The sequence below is a fragment of the Bradyrhizobium sp. 44 genome, from assembly GCF_023073095.1.
Classification (GTDB): domain Bacteria; phylum Pseudomonadota; class Alphaproteobacteria; order Rhizobiales; family Xanthobacteraceae; genus Bradyrhizobium.
Genome location: NZ_JADPIY010000033.1, coordinates 121,500 through 139,199 on the forward strand (window position 1 = coordinate 121,500; position 17,700 = coordinate 139,199).

The 17,700-nt window shown below is 62.7% G+C and carries 20 protein-coding genes and 1 other RNA gene; 13 read left to right on the plus strand and 8 right to left on the minus strand.

Annotated elements, in window-relative coordinates:
* Positions 1-93: 93 nt before the first annotated feature.
* From soxC to IVB41_RS31925, 4 genes are read left to right on the plus strand one after another with little or no spacing between them, the layout of a single operon-like run.
* On the plus strand, positions 94-1,365 hold the full coding sequence (gene soxC, locus IVB41_RS31910; protein WP_247438627.1) for a sulfite dehydrogenase: 1,272 nt from the start codon (positions 94-96) through the stop codon (positions 1,363-1,365).
* A complete protein-coding gene (locus tag IVB41_RS31915; RefSeq protein ID WP_027570782.1) occupies positions 1,352-1,900 on the plus strand; it encodes a c-type cytochrome in 549 nt (182 codons plus the stop codon). The genes soxC and IVB41_RS31915 overlap by 14 nt, the downstream gene beginning before the upstream one ends.
* A 10-nt stretch (positions 1,901-1,910) precedes the next feature.
* Positions 1,911-2,381: a DUF302 domain-containing protein gene (locus IVB41_RS31920; RefSeq protein WP_027570783.1), complete on the plus strand. Its 471-nt coding sequence runs from the start codon at positions 1,911-1,913 to the stop codon at positions 2,379-2,381.
* Positions 2,382-2,426: 45 nt separating this feature from the next.
* Positions 2,427-2,780, plus strand: coding sequence for a hypothetical protein (locus IVB41_RS31925; RefSeq protein ID WP_027570784.1), 354 nt, complete (start codon positions 2,427-2,429; stop codon positions 2,778-2,780).
* 89 nt (positions 2,781-2,869) lie between these two features.
* Here IVB41_RS31925 and IVB41_RS31930 read toward each other — a convergent pair whose 3' ends face one another.
* Positions 2,870-3,859 (minus strand): alpha/beta fold hydrolase, encoded by a 990-nt coding sequence (locus tag IVB41_RS31930; RefSeq protein WP_247438440.1) that lies wholly within the window; start codon positions 3,857-3,859, stop codon positions 2,870-2,872.
* A gap of 261 nt (positions 3,860-4,120) precedes the next feature.
* On the opposite strand from IVB41_RS31930, the gene IVB41_RS31935 reads away from it, so the two are divergent.
* Together IVB41_RS31935 and IVB41_RS31940 are read left to right on the plus strand one after the other, a co-directional pair.
* Entirely contained in the window at positions 4,121-4,735 is a 615-nt protein-coding gene (locus tag IVB41_RS31935) for a TetR/AcrR family transcriptional regulator (protein WP_247438629.1), read from the plus strand.
* 181 nt (positions 4,736-4,916) lie between these two features.
* The gene (locus IVB41_RS31940; protein WP_247438442.1) at positions 4,917-6,092 is read left to right on the plus strand and encodes a GAF domain-containing sensor histidine kinase; all 1,176 of its coding nucleotides are present in this window, start codon (positions 4,917-4,919) and stop codon (positions 6,090-6,092) included.
* 229 nt (positions 6,093-6,321) lie between these two features.
* On the opposite strand, the gene IVB41_RS31945 is transcribed toward IVB41_RS31940, so the two are convergent.
* From IVB41_RS31945 to ssrA, 7 genes are all read right to left on the minus strand, one after another.
* Complete coding sequence (locus tag IVB41_RS31945) at positions 6,322-8,193, minus strand: ferrous iron transporter B (RefSeq protein WP_247438444.1); 1,872 nt, start codon at positions 8,191-8,193, stop codon at positions 6,322-6,324.
* A 20-nt stretch (positions 8,194-8,213) separates the two neighbouring features.
* Positions 8,214-8,489, minus strand: coding sequence for a FeoA family protein (locus tag IVB41_RS31950; RefSeq protein ID WP_007600961.1), 276 nt, complete (start codon positions 8,487-8,489; stop codon positions 8,214-8,216).
* 140 nt (positions 8,490-8,629) lie between these two features.
* Positions 8,630-8,884, minus strand: coding sequence for a ribbon-helix-helix domain-containing protein (locus tag IVB41_RS31955; protein ID WP_007600962.1), 255 nt, complete (start codon positions 8,882-8,884; stop codon positions 8,630-8,632).
* The gene (locus tag IVB41_RS31960) at positions 8,881-9,069 is read right to left on the minus strand and encodes a DUF4169 family protein (protein WP_027570789.1); all 189 of its coding nucleotides are present in this window, start codon (positions 9,067-9,069) and stop codon (positions 8,881-8,883) included. Before IVB41_RS31960 ends, IVB41_RS31955 begins: the two co-directional genes overlap by 4 nt.
* Positions 9,070-9,345: 276 nt before the next feature.
* Positions 9,346-10,803 (minus strand): class II fumarate hydratase, encoded by a 1,458-nt coding sequence (gene fumC / locus IVB41_RS31965; RefSeq protein ID WP_407062511.1) that lies wholly within the window; start codon positions 10,801-10,803, stop codon positions 9,346-9,348.
* A gap of 87 nt (positions 10,804-10,890) precedes the next feature.
* Positions 10,891-11,406, minus strand: coding sequence for an SspB family protein (locus IVB41_RS31970; protein WP_247438448.1), 516 nt, complete (start codon positions 11,404-11,406; stop codon positions 10,891-10,893).
* Between the two features lie 114 nt (positions 11,407-11,520).
* Positions 11,521-11,887: a transfer-messenger RNA gene (gene ssrA, locus IVB41_RS31975) on the minus strand.
* An 84-nt stretch (positions 11,888-11,971) separates the two neighbouring features.
* Here ssrA and IVB41_RS31980 point away from each other — a divergent pair.
* From IVB41_RS31980 to IVB41_RS32010, 7 genes are all read left to right on the plus strand, one after another.
* The gene (locus IVB41_RS31980) at positions 11,972-12,589 is read left to right on the plus strand and encodes a chromate transporter (protein ID WP_247438450.1); all 618 of its coding nucleotides are present in this window, start codon (positions 11,972-11,974) and stop codon (positions 12,587-12,589) included.
* Positions 12,586-13,116 carry a chromate transporter gene (locus IVB41_RS31985; RefSeq protein WP_027519544.1) on the plus strand — a complete coding sequence of 177 codons (531 nt, stop codon included), beginning with the start codon at positions 12,586-12,588 and terminating at the stop codon, positions 13,114-13,116. The genes IVB41_RS31980 and IVB41_RS31985 overlap by 4 nt, the downstream gene beginning before the upstream one ends.
* Positions 13,117-13,210: 94 nt before the next feature.
* Positions 13,211-13,972, plus strand: coding sequence for a tripartite tricarboxylate transporter TctB family protein (locus IVB41_RS31990; protein ID WP_027570793.1), 762 nt, complete (start codon positions 13,211-13,213; stop codon positions 13,970-13,972).
* A 7-nt stretch (positions 13,973-13,979) separates the two neighbouring features.
* Positions 13,980-15,545 carry a tripartite tricarboxylate transporter permease gene (locus IVB41_RS31995; protein WP_007600973.1) on the plus strand — a complete coding sequence of 522 codons (1,566 nt, stop codon included), beginning with the start codon at positions 13,980-13,982 and terminating at the stop codon, positions 15,543-15,545.
* Positions 15,546-15,766: 221 nt separating this feature from the next.
* Positions 15,767-16,561, plus strand: a complete 795-nt coding sequence (locus IVB41_RS32000) for a thymidylate synthase (RefSeq protein WP_007613362.1) — start codon at positions 15,767-15,769, stop codon at positions 16,559-16,561.
* Between the two features lie 5 nt (positions 16,562-16,566).
* Positions 16,567-17,052: a GNAT family N-acetyltransferase gene (locus tag IVB41_RS32005; protein ID WP_247438452.1), complete on the plus strand. Its 486-nt coding sequence runs from the start codon at positions 16,567-16,569 to the stop codon at positions 17,050-17,052.
* A complete protein-coding gene (locus tag IVB41_RS32010; protein WP_247358802.1) occupies positions 17,052-17,561 on the plus strand; it encodes a dihydrofolate reductase in 510 nt (169 codons plus the stop codon). Before IVB41_RS32005 ends, IVB41_RS32010 begins: the two co-directional genes overlap by 1 nt.
* Positions 17,562-17,700 lie beyond the last annotated feature (139 nt).

A 17,700-nucleotide genomic window follows, 5' to 3' on the forward strand; every position in this document is an offset into this window, starting at 1 on the left:
CATCCTAACGGGCAATTTCGGCGGCATCCGGTCAATGTCTCCATGGAAAAGCGGCGGAATTTCCAAACAAGCACGAAGGTCGACGGAGATTGCATGACGTCCAAAACGCAAATCGAATCACTGCAACGGTCCGCGAGCGTCTCGCGCCGCGGTTTCGTGGGAGGCCTGTCGGCGGGCGTTCTGGGGGCGGTTGCGACCGAAGCGGCGGCGGCGCAAACCCTGGCCGAAATCCCTGATCGCGGGCCCGGCGCCGATCTCGGTGCGCACAGCGAACGATCGCGCTTCGTCAAGATCGATCGCATTCCTGAGGCAACACCAGGCAAGCGCAACGTCGACCCCAGTGATGCCATCAACTCCAAGACGCCGCATCAGAAGCTGGTGGGCAACATCACGCCAACCGATCTGCATTACGAGCGCAGCCATTCCGGGGTGCCGGACATCGATCCCGCGCAGCACCGTCTGCTCATCCATGGTCTGGTTCAGAAGCCGCTGGTGTTCAGCGTCGACGATCTCAAGCGGATGCCGTCCGTCACGCGCGTGGTCTTCATCGAATGCACCGGAAACGGCTGGGAAAACTGGAAGAAGGCAGACCCTGACCTGACGGTGCAGAACACGCATGGCCTCGTCAGCACCAATGAATGGACTGGCGTTCCGCTGAAGTTCCTCATTGGTCTCGCGGGCAAGGAGAAGAACTCGAACTGGATGCTCGCGGAGGGAGGCGACGGCGCGGGCGTCGACCGCAGCATTCCGTTGACCGACGAAATCGTGAACGAGGCCTTTGTCGCCTACGGTCAGAACGGCGAACCACTGCGCCCCGCGCACGGGTTTCCAATGCGACTGGTGATGCCGGGTTTCGAGGGCAACCTCAACATCAAATGGCTGCGCCGTCTCAAGTTCGGCACTGAGCCCTGGATGACCCGCTGGGAGACGGCGCGCTACACGCAACTGCTCGCCAACGGCAAGGCCCGCCAGTTCCAGCTGAGGATGGAAACCAACTCCGTCATCACACAGCCCTCGGGCACGATGCAGATCCGGCCCGGCTACAACATTATCTCCGGTCTGGCCTGGAGCGGCCATGGCAAGATCGCCAAGGTCGAGATATCGACCGACGGCGCGAAATTCTGGAAACAGGCGCAGCTGAATCAGCCGGTGCTGTCCAAGGCACAAGTTCGATTCCAGATGGACTGGGTCTGGGACGGAAAGCCGACAAGGATCGTGAGCCGCGCGACCGACGAGCAAGGCAACGTTCAGCCGGACCGGCAATCCTTCATCGCCGCGATGGGGAGCAATGCGCTGTTCCACTACAACGCCCAGCAGACCTGGAGCATCGACGAGGCCGGGAGGGTCCGCAATGTCCTCGCATGACAATCGGCTTGTCGCAGCGGCTCTCGCGCTCGGCCTGCTCGCGGCGCCCGCATTTGCATTCGATTTAGGCCGTCCCGCGACTCCGGAGGAGATCAAGTTATGGGACATCGACGTCACACCCGATGGCAAGGGGCTGCCTGTCGGCAGCGGCACGGTTGCGCAGGGTAAGCAGGTCTTCGCCGACAATTGCACGGCCTGTCATGGCGACAACGGCCAGGGCGGGATCAAGGATCGTCTGGCCGGTGGGCAGGGCACACTCGCCTCCAGCGCGCCGGTCAAGACCGTCGGCAGCTTCTGGCCCTATGCGACGACCTTGTACGACTACATTCACCGCGCGATGCCATATCCCACACCGGGTTCGCTCAGCACCGACGACACCTATGCCGTCACCGCCTACATCCTGAGTCTGAATGGCATCGTTCCCCCCGACGGCAAGGTTGATAAGGACAGCTTGCCGAAGATCAACATGCCCAACCGCGACGGCTTCATTCCGGACCCGGAATTCGATCCGGCAAAACTATTCCGCAAGAAATGAGCGTGTGATCATGAGGGTTTCGGCGCTGCTCAAGATCCTCGCTTTGGTTGCTGCGACATGTTTATGGGAGACCCAAGCAATGGCCGTCGACGGACTGATCACGATCAGGAGCAGTTTCGGGCCTGAAGAGACGATGAAGCGGCTGGAAGAGGAAGTGATGGTCAAGGGCCTCACAATATTCGCCCATGTCGATCATGCCGCGGGCGCCGCCGCTGCCGGCCTGCCGTTACGCCCGACCAATCTCATCCTCTTCGGAAATGCAAGGGGTGGTACGCCATTGATGCAGCAGTCGCAGACCAGCGGCATCGATCTGCCGCTGAAGGCGCTGGTCTGGCAGGACGAACAAGGCGCGACCTGGTTGTCCTACAATGATCCGGCGTATATCGCCGGGCGTCACGGCATCGGCGAGCCGGCCAAGGCTGCAATTGTCGCCATGACGGCGGCCCTGCACGCGATCGCGACCAAGGCCACCGCCCCCTAGCGCAATGGGACGGCCGCGCGACGCGTGCGCCAGGAGGAGAGATCCATGAACAGCACAGACGGGCAACCGGAATCACCCGCTCCCGGGGACGGCAAGATCGCCAGATGGCTGGTCATAGCGGTGCTATGCGCCTTCCTCGTCGGTGCCGGCGCGCTCGGCTATCTCGGCTGGTTCAGCACGACGACGGAGGTGCCAGCGTCGGGCTATGTCGCACTGGTGCTCGGCGTCGTGTTTTCGCTGGTGGTCGGCATCGGCTTGATGGCGCTGGTGTTCTACAGCAGCCGCAAGGGTTATGACGAACCGGCGGTGCTGATCCAGGAGCCGGAGAATGATTCGGACGAAGACGGCGTCAGCGCAGGCTCCGGTCCACCGACCGAGCCCACTGAGCGAGCCCACTGAGCCGGATGCTCGCATCGAGATGCAGTGTGACGAGGTCGGCGAGGTGATCTTCGCGAAGCCTCGGTGCGCTTAGCCTCGCAAGACCGGGCTCAGCTTCCTGAATCTTTCAACCAGGAGGCAATCGTCTGATTAAGGTAATCAGGCACTTCATGCTGAATGAAGTGGCCAACGTCAGGCACGATCTTGACCGTAAGATTGTCGGGATTTTCAATCCATGACTTTTCCAGTTCAATCGTGCTTAGCAAAGCGTGGCTCTCCTCGATTCCGTGCAGATGCAAGACCGGGCATTTGATCACGGCACCGGTGAGCTTCTTCATGGTTGGGTCGAAAAGATTGAGCGCAAGCTGGGAAAACGCGTAGTTGGCCTTGTAATAATTCATCATGGACGAGATGGAAGATTTCGCGAAAGCCTCGACGTATCGACTCCTCACCTGTGGATCGACAACCCAGTATGCCAAATGCTGCGCAGTCAAATTGTCGCCTTTGCCTCGAGCGAAGAAGCGTGTGGCGTAGGCGCTGGCCTTGGCCTGCGCGATAGGGTGGTTCCAAGGGAGCAATTCCCGCGTGATGGCGCCAGGATGAGGAACGCTGAGGACGACAAGTCTTTCGATCAGGTCCGGATTTTGCCCGGCGAATAGCCACGACAAAGCGGCGCCCCAGTCGTGCCCGATCAGGATGGCCTTGCGACCGTTTCTCTCTGCATTGATCACGGCACGGATGTCATCAAGGAGAACCGGAAACTTATAGTTCTCGACGCCTTCCGGCCGATCGCTCAAATCGTATCCGCGCAGATCGAGAGCGACCACCTGATAATCTGCTGAAAATGCCTGGATCTGATTTCTCCAGGAGTACCAGAAGTCAGGAAATCCGTGCACGAACACCATCAGCGGTTTTTGATGGGATCCCATGGTGACGTAGTGGATTTTCGTTCCCGCATTGTCCGCATATCTGTGCAGAAGGTTCGGATCCTTATCGATATCAACGGCAGGCTCGCTCAAAGCGACAGGGATTTTATTGTGCCAGATGGCATCGCTTGAAGTTTCTCCGGAAACGACGCGGCTGGACATCGCAGTGAACATGGCAGCTCCTAAAAGCATCATCGCGCAGGATCTAGAGGCCATCTCGGTGGTCCCGTTCGCTAGAACAATTGCCGAAATCGAAGTTGCTTGAGCTCATTTGAGTATGTCCTGCGCAGCAATCTGTGAGAGTGAAATGTCCGAGACTGCAACTTCTGGAAGTGAATCTGATAGCGGTGATACGGCGGGCACATTTACTATGGTGATCGCCATATCATGGCGATCACCATAGCGATGTCAAGCCAGGCGTGTTATGCTGACGGGATGCCCCGTAAGACTGACGCCCGCGATCGCGCGATTGCCACTGCCGAGCGACTGTTTCGCATCCAAGGCTACACTGCGACGGGATTGAGCCAGATCATCGAAGAAAGCGGCTCGCCTAAAGGATCGTTCTATTTTCATTTTCCGCGCGGTAAGGCACAGCTCGCAGAAGAAGCAATCGATCATTACGTTGCGACTAGAATGGCTGTGTTGGGGGCGATCTCGGCGAATACGACCGGCGATGCCCTGAGTTTTGTTCGCCAGATTTTCGGCGCGTTCGCGGCCGAGATGGTCGCCTCTGATTTCCAGTATGGCTGTCTCATGCAGAATCTGGCGAATGAGCTTCCTGCACTCGACGCTGAACTGACCGAACGGGTCGCGCGCGGATTTGCTGATTCAACCGAGATCGTCGCGGAGCATTTCAGAGGGTGCGGTTTCACGTCCGCGCGCGCATCTTCGACCGCTTCCGCATTGGCCGCTGCCGTCGAAGGCGCACGTACGATCGCCCGCCTGCAACGCACAGCGGCTATATTCGACGCGCTGGCGGATGTGAGTGTCCAGGGGTGGGCGGCCCCCGAGGGGAGACCCGAGGTCAGCTCCCGGCGGCGCGGACGGTAGCTGCAACGGCGGACTTCCTTGCCGTTGCAATTGGCATGAAACGATGTTCACCGCGTCGTTCCAGGCGAGCGGCATCGAATGACATTGACGCGGAATAACGGGCAGTGCTTCCTACCATTGCAAGGACGCGCTTTCGTTGGGGGTGACGGTCGTCCAGCGAATGTTCCGACGCGGAGTGGCAATGGATTTCGAGCGCGACATAGCCAAGGTCAGCGGAATCGCTGCGGTCTCGACCATCCTCGACGTGGTCAGCCGGACCACCGGCATGGGGTTTACGGCCGTTGCCCGCGTCACCGGGGACAGGTGGATCACCTGTGCCTCGCGTGATGAACTTGCGTTCGGGCTGAAACCCGGTGACGAGCTCAAGGTCGAGACCACGATCTGCCATGAGATTCGGCAGAGCCGTGAGGCTGTTGTCATCGACAATGTCAGCGAAGATGCCGCCTACTGCAAGCATCACACGCCCGCGCAATATGGCTTCCAAAGCTACATCTCCGTGCCCATCATTCTTCCCGACGGTTCATTCTTCGGAACTCTTTGCGCGATCGATCCGAAGCCGCGCAAGCTTCGGACCCCCGAGGTCATCGGCATGTTCAAGCTGTTTGCGGAGCTGATCGCGTCTCACCTCGACGCGGCCGACCGGGTCGAACTGATCGAGAACAGGCTCGCGCTGGAACAACGCAATGCCGAACTGCGCGAACAGTTCATCGCCGTGCTCGGTCACGACCTCCGAAATCCTCTTGCCTCGATTCAGGGGGGCCTGCGGCTTCTGAACAATAAGGTCGATGACGAGGGGAAGAACTGGATCAACCTCCTGCAGGGAAGTGTGGCCCGGATGGCGGGCCTGATCGACAATGTCATGGACTTCGCCCGCACGCGGCTCGGCGCTGGGATGCAGCTCAAGCTGAGAGAGCAGGCACTCGAGCCTGTCATCAAGCAGATCGTCGCGGAGTTCGAGAACGTGCATCCGGATCGGGTCATCGAAACGGTCATCAACGTCTCCGGGACTGTCAGAATCGACGCCGGCCGCATAGGCCAGATGCTGTCCAATCTTCTCGGCAACGCGATTTCCTATGGAGACGCCAACGAGCCGATCAGGGTCCTGGCGCAGGCGACCGGAGCTGGCTTCGACATCAGCGTTGTCAACAAAGGTGCGCCAATTCCGGCGGAAGCGATGCCGCGCCTTTTCACTGCGTTCGACCGCGGCGACGTTCAGCCGAACCAACAAGGGCTTGGACTCGGACTGTACATCGCCCAGGAGATTGCGCGCGCCCATGGTGGGTTGATCGTCGCGTCGTCGATGCGGGATGAAACGGTGTTCACGGTGTCGATCCCGGCAACACAGGCCAGCGGCTGAGGAGGCGCGCCACGCTTCGGTATCCTGCCGTCACCGCGCGTCTCACCAATTCTCCGACAATGCCATCATGCGCCTGTTTTGCCCGACGGCGCAACCGGCCTTGTGCGCAAGGCGTTGGTTCTGGCCAGCTGCGGTCAGCTGATTTTAGCACACGCGTAAGCCATTGATTTCACAACCCCCGTCTACTGTGCATGGGGTTGTTTTCGCGCTTTTTGGTTTCGAGACGTGGCTAGCCCGCTCCGAACGCGACCGCGACGTTGTAAGTCAGGAGGCTCGCGGCATAGGCCAGCACCAGCATGTAGAAGAAGGTGACGGCCATCCAGGTCCAGCTTCCGGTCTCGCGCCGGATCACGGCCAGCGTGGATGCGCATTGCGGGGCGAAGATGTACCACGCCAGCATCGACAGCGCGGTCGCGAGCGACCATTTCGTCGCCAGCACCTGGCCGATCTGCTCGGCCGCTTCCTTGCCGCCTTCGATCGCATAGACGGTGCCGAGTGCTGCGACCGCGACCTCGCGCGCCGCCATGCCAGGGATTAGCGCGACCGCGATCTGCCAGTTGAAGCCGACCGGCGCCAGCAGCGGCTCGAGCGCCTTGCCGATGATCGCGGCCAGGCTGAAGTCGATCGCCGGTTCGGTGGCGCCCGCGGGCGGCTGCGGGAACGAGGCCAAAAACCAGATCAGCACCATCATCGAGAAGATCGTGGTGCCGGCGCGGTGCAGGAACATCTTGGCCCGCGTGTAGACGCCGATCGCGATCGATTTCAGCCGCGGCACCTTGTAGTCCGGCAGCTCCAGCATGAACGGCGCCGGCGCATAGTCGCGCAGCATGAAGAATTTGATGAGGAACGAGACGGCCAGCGCGCTGGCGATGCCGACCGCGTAGAGGCCGAACATCACGAGGCCCTGGAGGTTGATGAAGCCCCAGACGTCTTTTGCCGGAATGAAGGCGGAGATGATCAGCGTGTAGACGGGAATGCGCGCCGAGCAGGTCATCAGCGGCGCGATCAGGATCGTGGTCAGCCGGTCGCGCTTGTTGTCGATCACGCGCGTCGCCATGATGCCGGGGATGGCGCAGGCAAAGCTCGACAGCAGCGGGATGAAGGCGCGGCCGTGCAGGCCGGCGCCGCCCATGATGCGGTCCATCAGGAACGCGGCTCGCGCCATGTAGCCGAAATCTTCCAGCAGCAGGATGAACAGGAAGATGATGATGATCTGCGGCAGGAACACGATGACGCTGCCGACGCCTGAGATCACGCCGTTCTGAAGGAAGCTCTGCAGCAGGCCGGCGGGCAGGGTGGCGTGCACGAACTCGCCGAGGGAGTCGAAGCCCGAGTTGAGCAGCTCCATCAGCGGCTGCGCCCAGGCGAACACCGCCTGGAACATCACGAACAGGATGGCCGCGAGCACGATCAGCCCGCCGACGGGATGCAGCACGATCGCGTCGATCCGCGCCGTCCAGGTGTCGGGCCGGCTGGGAAGGCTGACGCAATCGGCGATGATGCGGTCGGCTTCGCGCTGGGTGGCGCGCAGATCGGCCACGCTGAGCGCCCGCCAATTGTTCTCGCCCGGCTCGGCGGCGAGCTTCGCCGAAATCTCGTCGGTCAGCGACAGCAGGTCGGCCGTGCCGCCCTTGCGCACCGCGATCGAGGTGACCACGGGCACGCCGAGCTCCTTGGCGAGCCGCTCGACGTCGACAGTGATGCCGCGGCGGGTCGCGATGTCGAACATGTTGAGCACGAGGATCATCGGACGGCCGGTGCGCTTGAGCTCCAGCAGCAGGCGGATGGTCAGGCGCAGATTGGTGGAATCCGCCACGCACAGCACGAGGTCGGGGAGGGTCTCGCCGGAAGCCTTGCCGAGCACGAAGTCGCGGGTGATCTCCTCGTCCGGGCTGCGGCCGCGCAGGGAATAGGTGCCGGGCAGGTCGACCACGGAGACCTGGCGGCCCAACGGCGTGACGAAGAATCCTTCCTTGCGCTCGACGGTGACGCCGGGATAGTTCGCGACCTTCTGCCGGCTGCCGGTCAGCGCATTGAACAGCGAGGTCTTGCCGCTGTTTGGCGTGCCCACCAGGGCGAGATGAAGTAGGGGCAATTCCATGAAGTTGGGGTCCGGTCGCTTCAGGCGACGATGATGGCCATGGCTTCGCGACGGCGGACCGCGATGGTGATGCTGTCGACCCGGACCGCGATCGGGTCGCGCCCGACCAGCCCCTCGTGCAGGACCTCGACCCGGGCGCCCTCGACGAAGCCGAGCTCGATCAGCCGACTCTCGAGCTCGATGTCCGAGAGCGCCGAGCCCGCGTCCTTGGGGGAAAGGTGCTGGATGACGCCGGTATAGCCGCGCTGGGCCAGGCCGAGCGGCATCTGCGGACGCGTATCATGGATGTCGGTCATGCCCTGTATTTTCAACGCAGGGCATCGAGGTCAAGCGCGCTCGGTCGCTGAAACTGCACCTTAGAGTGATTTTAAAGTACCAGCTTCGTGACGGAGGCGATTGGCGCCAGGATCGGGCGCCAATCTCGGCACCAAGACGGCTACTGGGCCGGGACCTTTTCCGCCTGGATGGCGGCCATGGCGCGGCTCTTGAAGTAGTCGAGCACGAACAGGCGGATCGCCGAGGACAGATTGCCCTGCTGGCGGTTGCCGTCGATCTCGCCGACCAGCTCGGACAGCGTCATGTTGCGCAGGCCCGAGATCTCCTTCATGCCGTTCCAGAACGCCTCTTCCAGGCTGACGCTGGTCTTGTGACCGGCGACGACGATCGACCGTTTCACGACGGGCGACTTCATGGCTGCTCCTCGCGATCGATCTGGTGCTGGTCCAGGTGCGCCTTCGCCTGGTCCGCGCGCGTCTCCTCCGCCGACCGCTCCGCCTTCGTGCGGCCGAACTTCGTTCGGTTGGCGTCCGCCTGCTTCGCCGTGGCTTGCCGCTCGGCGCGCTTCCGGAAACGATTCAGGTTGATGACGTTCCCCATGTCGCGTCTCCATCATCCGATCCTCCGTGGGCAGGATGAAACATTCAGAAACTGTGCGCGGCACTGCGCCCAATGAGACTTGATCGCCATTCGCTTGTCCTCGTCAATCGACCCTTGGGCCATCAAACGATGAATTCCGCCCCGTGGGGGCGGAGGGGCTGCGTAACACGCAATCCCGCCGCGACATTGACGGTAATCAAATCCCGTCCTTTAAGCCCTACATTTAATGGAGCTTGGGGCTCCGTATCATTACGGATGGCTATCGGAATTCGGAATTTATCCCGGGCTGGTCATCTTCTCGGGGCGCACCAGGCGGTCGAACTCCTCCGCCGAGACGAAGCCGAGCCGCAGCGCCTCTTCCTTCAGGGTGGTGCCGTTGGCATGCGCCGTCTTGGCCACCTTGGCCGCGTTGTCGTAGCCGATCTTGGGGGCGAGCGCCGTCACCAGCATCAGCGAACGCTGCATCAGCTCCTTGATGCGCTTCTCGTCGGCGCGGATGCCGCTGACGCAATGCTCGGTGAAGGAGCGCGCGGCGTCCGCCATCAGCCGGATCGAATGCAGCATGTTGTAGGCCAGCACGGGCTTGTAGACGTTGAGCTCGAAATGGCCCTGGCTGCCGGCGACCGTAATCGCGGTGTGATTGCCGAACACCTGGCAGCACACCATGGTCATCGCCTCGCACTGCGTCGGATTGACCTTGCCCGGCATGATCGAGGAGCCCGGCTCATTCTCCGGCAGCATCAGTTCGCCGAGGCCCGAACGCGGGCCCGATCCAAGCAGGCGAATGTCGTTGGCGATCTTGAACAGGCCTGTCGCGACCGAGTTGATGGCGCCGTGCGCCAGCACATAGGCGTCGTTCGAGGCCAGTGCCTCGAATTTGTTGGCGGCGCTGGTGAAGGGCAGCTTGGTAATCCCGGCAACGTGCTTTGCGAACAGTTTTGCAAAGCGCGGCTTCGAATTGAGCCCGGTGCCGACGGCGGTGCCGCCTTGCGCCAGCGGATAGAGCTCCTTCACCGCGACCTTGAGCCGGGCGATGCCGCTTTCGACCTGGGCGGCATAGCCGGAAAATTCCTGGCCGAGCGTCAGCGGCGTCGCGTCCTGGGTGTGGGTGCGGCCGATCTTGACGATCTTTGCGAACTCCTTCTCCTTCTTGCGCAGCGCGCGCAGCAATTCGCCGAGGGCAGGGACGAGATCGGCGTTGATGCGGCTTGCCGCCGCGATGTGCATCGCGGTCGGGAACGAGTCATTCGACGACTGGCTCATGTTGACGTGATCGTTGGGATGCACCGGCTTCTTGGCACCGAGCTCGCCGCCCAGGAGCTCATTGGCGCGGTTGGCGATGACCTCGTTGAGATTCATGTTGCTCTGCGTGCCCGAGCCGGTCTGCCACACCACCAGCGGGAAATGATCGTCCAGCTTGCCCTCGATCACCTCGCGCGCGGCGCGGATGATGGCATTGGCGCGGCGCTGGTCGAGCAGGCCGAGCTCCTGGTTGGATTGCGCCGCGGCGAGCTTGACGATGCCGAGCGCATGCACGAGCGAGATCGGCATGCGATCGGTGCCGATGCGAAAATTCTGGCGCGAGCGTTCGGTCTGCGCCCCCCAATAGCGATCGGCGAGGACCTCGATCGGGCCAAAGCTGTCGGTCTCGGTGCGGGTCGCCGGGCGCGAGGAGCCGTCGGTCTTCGCGCGAGAAGTCTTCGAGCCGGAGGTCTTGGCCATGAGCACATCCATTCCGCCGCACGAAATGCCACGCGGCCTCTTCATGCGCCTCTATATAGGGAGTTTGGCCGCCTGCGACGGGCTCCGGCCCGATCTAGATCATTTCTTGCGGAAACGGTCCAATCGCACGACTTCGGCGCCGCCCTGGTTCGGAGCCGCCGGCTCTTCGGCGCCTTCCGCAGGTTCAGTGGCAGGGGGCACCGCGACCGCGGACGGGGCGGGAGCGGCCGGCAATGTCTCGTCCGAGACGTCGGCGACATCGGAGGTGTCGAACTGGAGGCCGAATTTCACGGACGGATCGAGGAAGCTCTTGATGGCGCTGAACGGCACGATCAGCCGCTCCGGAATGCCGCCAAAGGACAGGCCGACCTCGAAGCGGTCCTCGAGCACGGTCAGATCCCAGAACTGGTGCTGCAGGATGATCGTCATCTCTTCCGGATATTGGGCCAGCAGCCGCGACGACAATTTCACGCCGTCAGCCTTCGACACGAAGGTGATGAAGAAATGATGCTCGCCGGGCAGTCCCTGGGACGCGGCGTCGGTCAGCACCTTGCGCAACACGCCGCGCAGCGCGTCGCGGGCCAGCACATCGTATCGGATATGATCGGTCGCCATGGTGGTCCTGTTGCATTCCAGGAGCTGGGCCCTGCCGGCCCGACTCGCCAAGCCGCAATAGTACCGCGCCTGACGGGTCAACAGGAGTCCCCGCGGGGTAGGAAATAAGAGGTAAGTGGAGGCTTCTGTTGCCAGGTGCCTCCGAACCCCGCCTAACGGAGCTTAACCCGTTAGGACTTCAGAATGGTCTTTCAAACTGCGTTACGCAGCCTGAGCAACCGGAGCAAAGTTGTCGTTGGCAACTATTGCATAGCCCGATAACGGCGGAACAATACCGAGAAAAAGAACGCCCTTTACGCCCTCGTCGATCCTATTTCGCCCCCGCCAAAGCCCGCTTTCAGGGCCAGCCCACTGGTGGGCTTTGGTGGAGGCGCCGGGTACCGCCCCCGGGTCCGAATGGTTTATTGCGACGACCGTTTATTTCCATAGCCGGCGAACCGGCACTCCCAATATAGGGGGCAAATGTTTCAAATAACAGGTGTTTCGAGCGACCATTCCGAGGTTCCCTTGGGATAGGTTCCCGGCAGGCTTGGCCGCGTGCCGGCCGGCGTTCTAAGCTCCTGACATGTCCGAGGATTCCGCACCGGCTGCCCAAAAACGAGATCGCGAGCCGGGCGGTCCAGCCATCAGTGCTGTTCCGCCGGGCTTGCTCGCGCTGTTCCTGGCCTTCGCCCGGATGTCGCTGGCGGGCTTCGGCGGGGTTTTGGTCTTCGCCCGGCAGGCCATCGTCGAGCAGCACCGCTGGATGACGGCGGACGAGTTCAACGAGACGTTTGCGCTCTGCCATTTCCTGCCCGGGCCCAACATCGTCAATCTGTCGATGGTGTTCGGCGCGCGGCTGCGCGGGATCGCCGGCGGCATTGCCGCCTTCGCGGGGCTGTTGCTGCCGCCCACGCTGATCATGACGGTGCTCGCGATCGTCTACGCCCGGTTCGGCGATGTGGAGGTGCTGCGCCGCATTCTCGCGGGCATCTCCTGTGCGGCCGTCGGTCTCTTGATCGCGGTGGTCTTCCGGATGATGACGCCGCTGCTCAAGCGGCTGGACGCCGTCGCGCTCATCCTGATGCTGGGCGTCTTCCTCGCCATCGGCGTCCTTCGCCTGCCGCTCCAGGTCGTGCTTTTGGTCGCGATCCCCGTCAGCGTCAGCGCCATTTTCCTGATGCGGCGGAAGGTAGCAGCATGAACGCGGAGAACCCGATCTGGGCGCTGATCTCGACCTTCGGTCTGATGTCGCTGTTCGCAGTCGGCGGCGCCGCAGCGGCGGTGCCCGAGATGCACCGCATCGCAGTCGATGTGCATCACTGGATGACCGACAAGCAGTTCGCCGACGCCTATGCGATCGCGCAGCTCTCGCCAGGTCCGAACGTCCTTATCGTCACGTTAATCGGCTATGCCGTCGCCGGCATTCCCGGTGCCCTGGCGGCGACCTTGGCCATGTGCCTGCCCACCGCGCTGCTTGCCTATTATGTCAGCCGGCTCCTCAACCGGCCGAGCCAATCGCGCTGGCCCGGGCTGATCCAGGCTGCACTGGTTCCGCTCTCGATCGGTCTGATGGCGGCGAGCGCCCTGATCCTCGCCGAGTCGACCGATCGCACGCTTGCTGCGCTGCTTCTGACCGCGACGGTTGCAGTGGTCGCATCCGTCTCGCGCATCAATCCACTTTGGATTTTGCTGGTCGGGGGCTTGTTGGGTTTTGCTGGCATTGTGTAATGAAAATGGCTAGGCAGGGATCCGGGCGGGGCATCGATTTCCAGCCGATTAGAACAACAGTGCTCGTGGCTTACGGGTCGCGGAGGAGACATGCATGGCCGATACGATGGGCCACTCGGCGACAGCCAACCGAAACACCTCGGTGGTGATCAGCTTTTGTCTGCTGGCCATAGCGCCGCAGATCTTCGAATTCATCTGGTCGTTCGGGACGATCTTTGGCTGGGGCGCCGGACGCGGCCCGGCCGCTGTCGTGATCAGCCACGCTACGGCGCTGCTCGCGGGGGCGCCCGGCGCGTTGCTCGGGGCGGTCGGCGGTGACACTAAGAAGGCGTCATCCGACGTGCTGCTGGCGCTGATCTATTCTTATCCGATCTTTGCGGTGGCTATTCTCACGTTCTTCATGACGATCAGGTCGGCGCAGGATTATGTCGGCGGGATCGTGCTGATGGCGCTCGCCCTGTTCGCACTGTGGGCCTCCAGCGATTTGCAGGGGATGCGCGGCTTCTCCTTTGGCGCCGGCACGGCGCCGCGGATGTTTGGCGGACTGCTCGTCGCACTTGGCGCGGGCATTGCGTTGACGGGACTGCTGACCGACGGGCCGAGCATGGCGCACTATGCCTGGCGCGGGCCGCTCTTCGTGATGATCTCGATCGTCTTCTTCGCGCTGGCGATTCGTCCGCTTGGGGTGGTGGTTACGGCATTCTCGAGCTTCCTGATCGCGGCGATGGGCACGCATGAGACGCGCTGGGTCGAAGCGGTCATCGTCGGCGCCTGCCTGACGCTCGGCTGCGCGCTGCTCTTCCCCTACGTGCTCGGACTGCCGATGCCGATGTTCCCGCGCTTCCTGGTTCAGTGAGGGTGTGATGTTCGATCTCTTCCACAATCTGGGCCTCGGTTTCGGTGTGGTGTTTCAGATCTCGTGGTGGTCACCGTGGTGGCTCTACGGTCTGTCTCTGCCGATCTCGATCAACATTCTCATGTGCCTGATTGGCGCATTGGTCGGCACGCTGGTCGGCGTGCTGCCCGGTATCGGCACCGTCGCAACCGTGGCGATGCTCCTGCCGATCACGTTCGGATTGCCGCCGGTCGGCGCGCTGATCATGCTCGCCGGCATCTATTATGGCGCCCAGTACGGCGGCTCGACCACTTCGATCCTGGTCAATATTCCCGGTGAGGCGACGTCGGTCGTCACCGCCATCGACGGCCATCAGATGGCGAAGCAGGGCCGTGCCGGCCCGGCGCTGGCGATCGCGGCGATCGGCTCGTTCTTCGCCGGCTGCGTCGCGACAGTGCTCATCGCCGTGCTCGGCGCGCCTCTGACCAAGCTCGCGCTGGCGTTCGGTCCGGCCGAATATTTCTCGCTGATGGTGCTCGGCCTGATCTTCGCGGTGGTGCTGGCCAAGGGCTCGGTGCTGAAGGCGATCGCTATGATCGTGTTCGGCCTGATGCTGTCGATGGTCGGCTCTGACATCGAGACCGGCGCCTCGCGCATGGCGTTCAACATTCCGGAACTCGCCGACGGTCTCGGCTTTGCGACGGTGGCGATGGGGGTGTTCGGTTTCGCCGAGATCATCCGCAACCTCGACGCCGGCGCCGAGATGAACCGCGACCTCGTGCAGCAGAAGATCACCGGCCTGATGCCGACCAGGAAAGACCTGATCGACTCGGCGCCTGCGATCCTGCGCGGCACCGTGCTCGGCTCGATCCTCGGCATCCTGCCGGGTGGTGGCGCTGTCATCGCGTCCTTTGCGTCCTATACGCTCGAGAAGAAGATCGCCAAGAACCCGTCGCGGTTCGGCCGTGGCGCGATCGAGGGCGTGGCGGCACCGGAAAGCGCCAACAACGCCGCGGCGCAGACCTCGTTCATCCCGCTGCTGACACTCGGCATCCCGCCCAACGCCGTGATGGCGCTGATGGTGGGCGCGATGACCATCCACGGCATCGTGCCGGGTCCGCAGGTGATGCAGAAGCAGCCGGAACTGGTCTGGGGCATGATTGCCTCGATGTGGATCGGCAATCTGATGCTGATCATCATCAACCTGCCGCTGGTCGGAATCTGGGTGCGGCTGTTGCGCGTCCCTTACCGGCTGATGTTCCCCTCAATCGTGATCTTCTGCGCGATCGGCATCTACTCGGTGAACAACGCGCCGGTCGACGTCATCCTCGCAGGCGTGTTCGGTCTGGTCGGCTACTGGCTGATCAAGCACGATTTCGAGCCGGCGCCGCTGCTGCTCGGCATGGTGCTCGGACCGCTGATGGAAGAGAATCTGCGCCGCGCGCTGCTGATCTCGCGCGGCGATTGGAGCGTGTTCCTGACGCGTCCGCTGTCGGCCGTGCTGCTGGCGATCGCGGCCTTCCTCCTGGTGCTCACGGTGCTGCCCGCGTTGCGTGCCAAGCGCGACGAGGTGTTCACAGAGTCCGAGAACTGAGGGCGACGCGCCTGCCGGCGCGCCGTGGCTCGAACCCAAGCCGGCAAGTTGGCCAGCAGGATCAATCTGATAGACGAGGGGCGGGACGCTAAGTTCCGCCCCTTGTCGTTTGCACCGGGAACGCTCACTTTTCCGGGTATAATGCCCAGGGATGGCGAATCGCCGCTGTCGCAGCGTGGGGGCGGCCGCTAAATTCGCCGCCTCCCCAAAGGCTCACGCACATGCACCAGTATCAGGACCTGCTCGAGCGGATTCTTTCAGACGGCGCCGAAAAAACCGACCGGACCGGCACCGGCACGCTGTCGGTGTTCGGCCATCAGATGCGCTTCAATCTATCTGCCGGCTTTCCGATGCTGACCACCAAGCGCCTGCCGCTGAAGGCGATCGTGCATGAGCTGTTGTGGTTCCTGAAGGGCGATACCAACATCAAATATCTGCGCGACAACGGCGTCACCATCTGGGACGAGTGGGCCGACGCCAATGGCGATCTTGGCCCCGTCTACGGCCATCAGTGGCGCTCCTGGCCCGCGCCGGACGGACGCAGTATCGATCAGATCGCGAACGTCATCGACATGATCAAGCGCAATCCGGACTCGCGTCGGCTGATCGTCTCGGCCTGGAATCCGGCCGAGGTCGACAAGATGGCGCTGCCGCCGTGCCACTGCCTGTTCCAGTTCTATGTCGCCAACGGCAAGCTGTCGTGCCAGCTCTATCAGCGCTCGGCTGACGTGTTCCTCGGCGTGCCCTTCAACATCGCCTCCTACGCGCTGCTCACCATGATGGTGGCGCAGGTCACGGGCTTGAAGCCCGGCGACTTCGTGCATTCATTCGGTGACACTCATCTCTATTCCAACCATCTGGAGCAGGCGAAGCTCCAGCTCACGCGCGCGCCGCGCGCGCTGCCGGTGATGCGGATCAACCCCGACGTGAAGGACATCTTCTCCTTCCGTTACGAGGACTTTGAGCTCGTCGGCTACGACCCGCATCCGCACATCAAGGCCGCGGTCGCGGTCTGACGCCGATGTCGCTCAATATCCGCCGTGTGCGTCCCGGCGAAGGCGGGCTGGTTCTCGCTTTCATCCGCGAGCTCGCCGAGTACGAAAAGCTTTCGCACGAGGTCGAGGCGACCGAGGCTGACATCGCCGACGCACTGTTCGGCGAGCGACCGCAACTCCATTGCGCCCTCGCCGAGTGGAACGGCGAGCCGGTCGGCTTCGCGGTGTGGTTTGCGAATTTCTCGACGTTCAGCGGCCGCCACGGCATCTATCTCGAAGATTTGTATGTGCGGCCGTCGCATCGGGGTAGGGGCCTCGGCAAGGCTCTGCTCGTGCATCTTGCCAGGGAATGCGTCGAAAACGGCTGGTCCCGGCTGCAATGGGCGGTGCTCGACTGGAACGCGCCGTCGATCGCCTTCTATAAATCCCTCGGTGCCGTCATGCTGGACGACTGGACGCTGTGCCGCGTCACCGGGCCTGCGTTGACGCGGCTTGCCGGGAGCGCGTCCTGATGGAGATCGTCTTCGTCGTCGCGATCGCGGAGAACGGCGTCATCGGCGCCGGCAACGCCATGCCGTGGCGAATGAAATCCGACATGGCGCGCTTCAAGGCGCTCACGATCGGCAAGCCCGTGATCATGGGCCGCAGGACCTTCGAATCCCTGCCCCGGCCGCTTCCCGGCCGCACCAACATCGTCGTCACGCGCGATGCGGATTATCGCGCCGCCGGCGCCATCGTGACGACATCGACTGATGAGGCAGACGCCATCGCGCGCGGCGATGCCCTGCGGCGTTCGGTCACCGAGATCGCCGTGATTGGCGGCGCCGAAATCTTCCGGCAATGGCTCGATCGCGCCGATCGCCTCGAAATCACGGAAGTGCATGCCCGCCCCGAGGGCGACACGCATTTCGGCATCGACAGGGCCGAGTGGGATGAGGTGGAGCGCATCCGTCATCCTGCCGGACCCCACGACAGCGCCGACTACTCCTATGTGACATATCGTCGGCGGGCGGGCCATTAACCGCATTTGCCAATGTTAACATTGACTTTTCTGCCCCCAAGCTTAGCTCGGAGGGCGGCGATGGCTGCGTTGTAAGGGACCTGCCTGTCCCCTATAAAGCCGGACCGGACAAAGCGGGCTGGGGCAATTTCACCCTGCC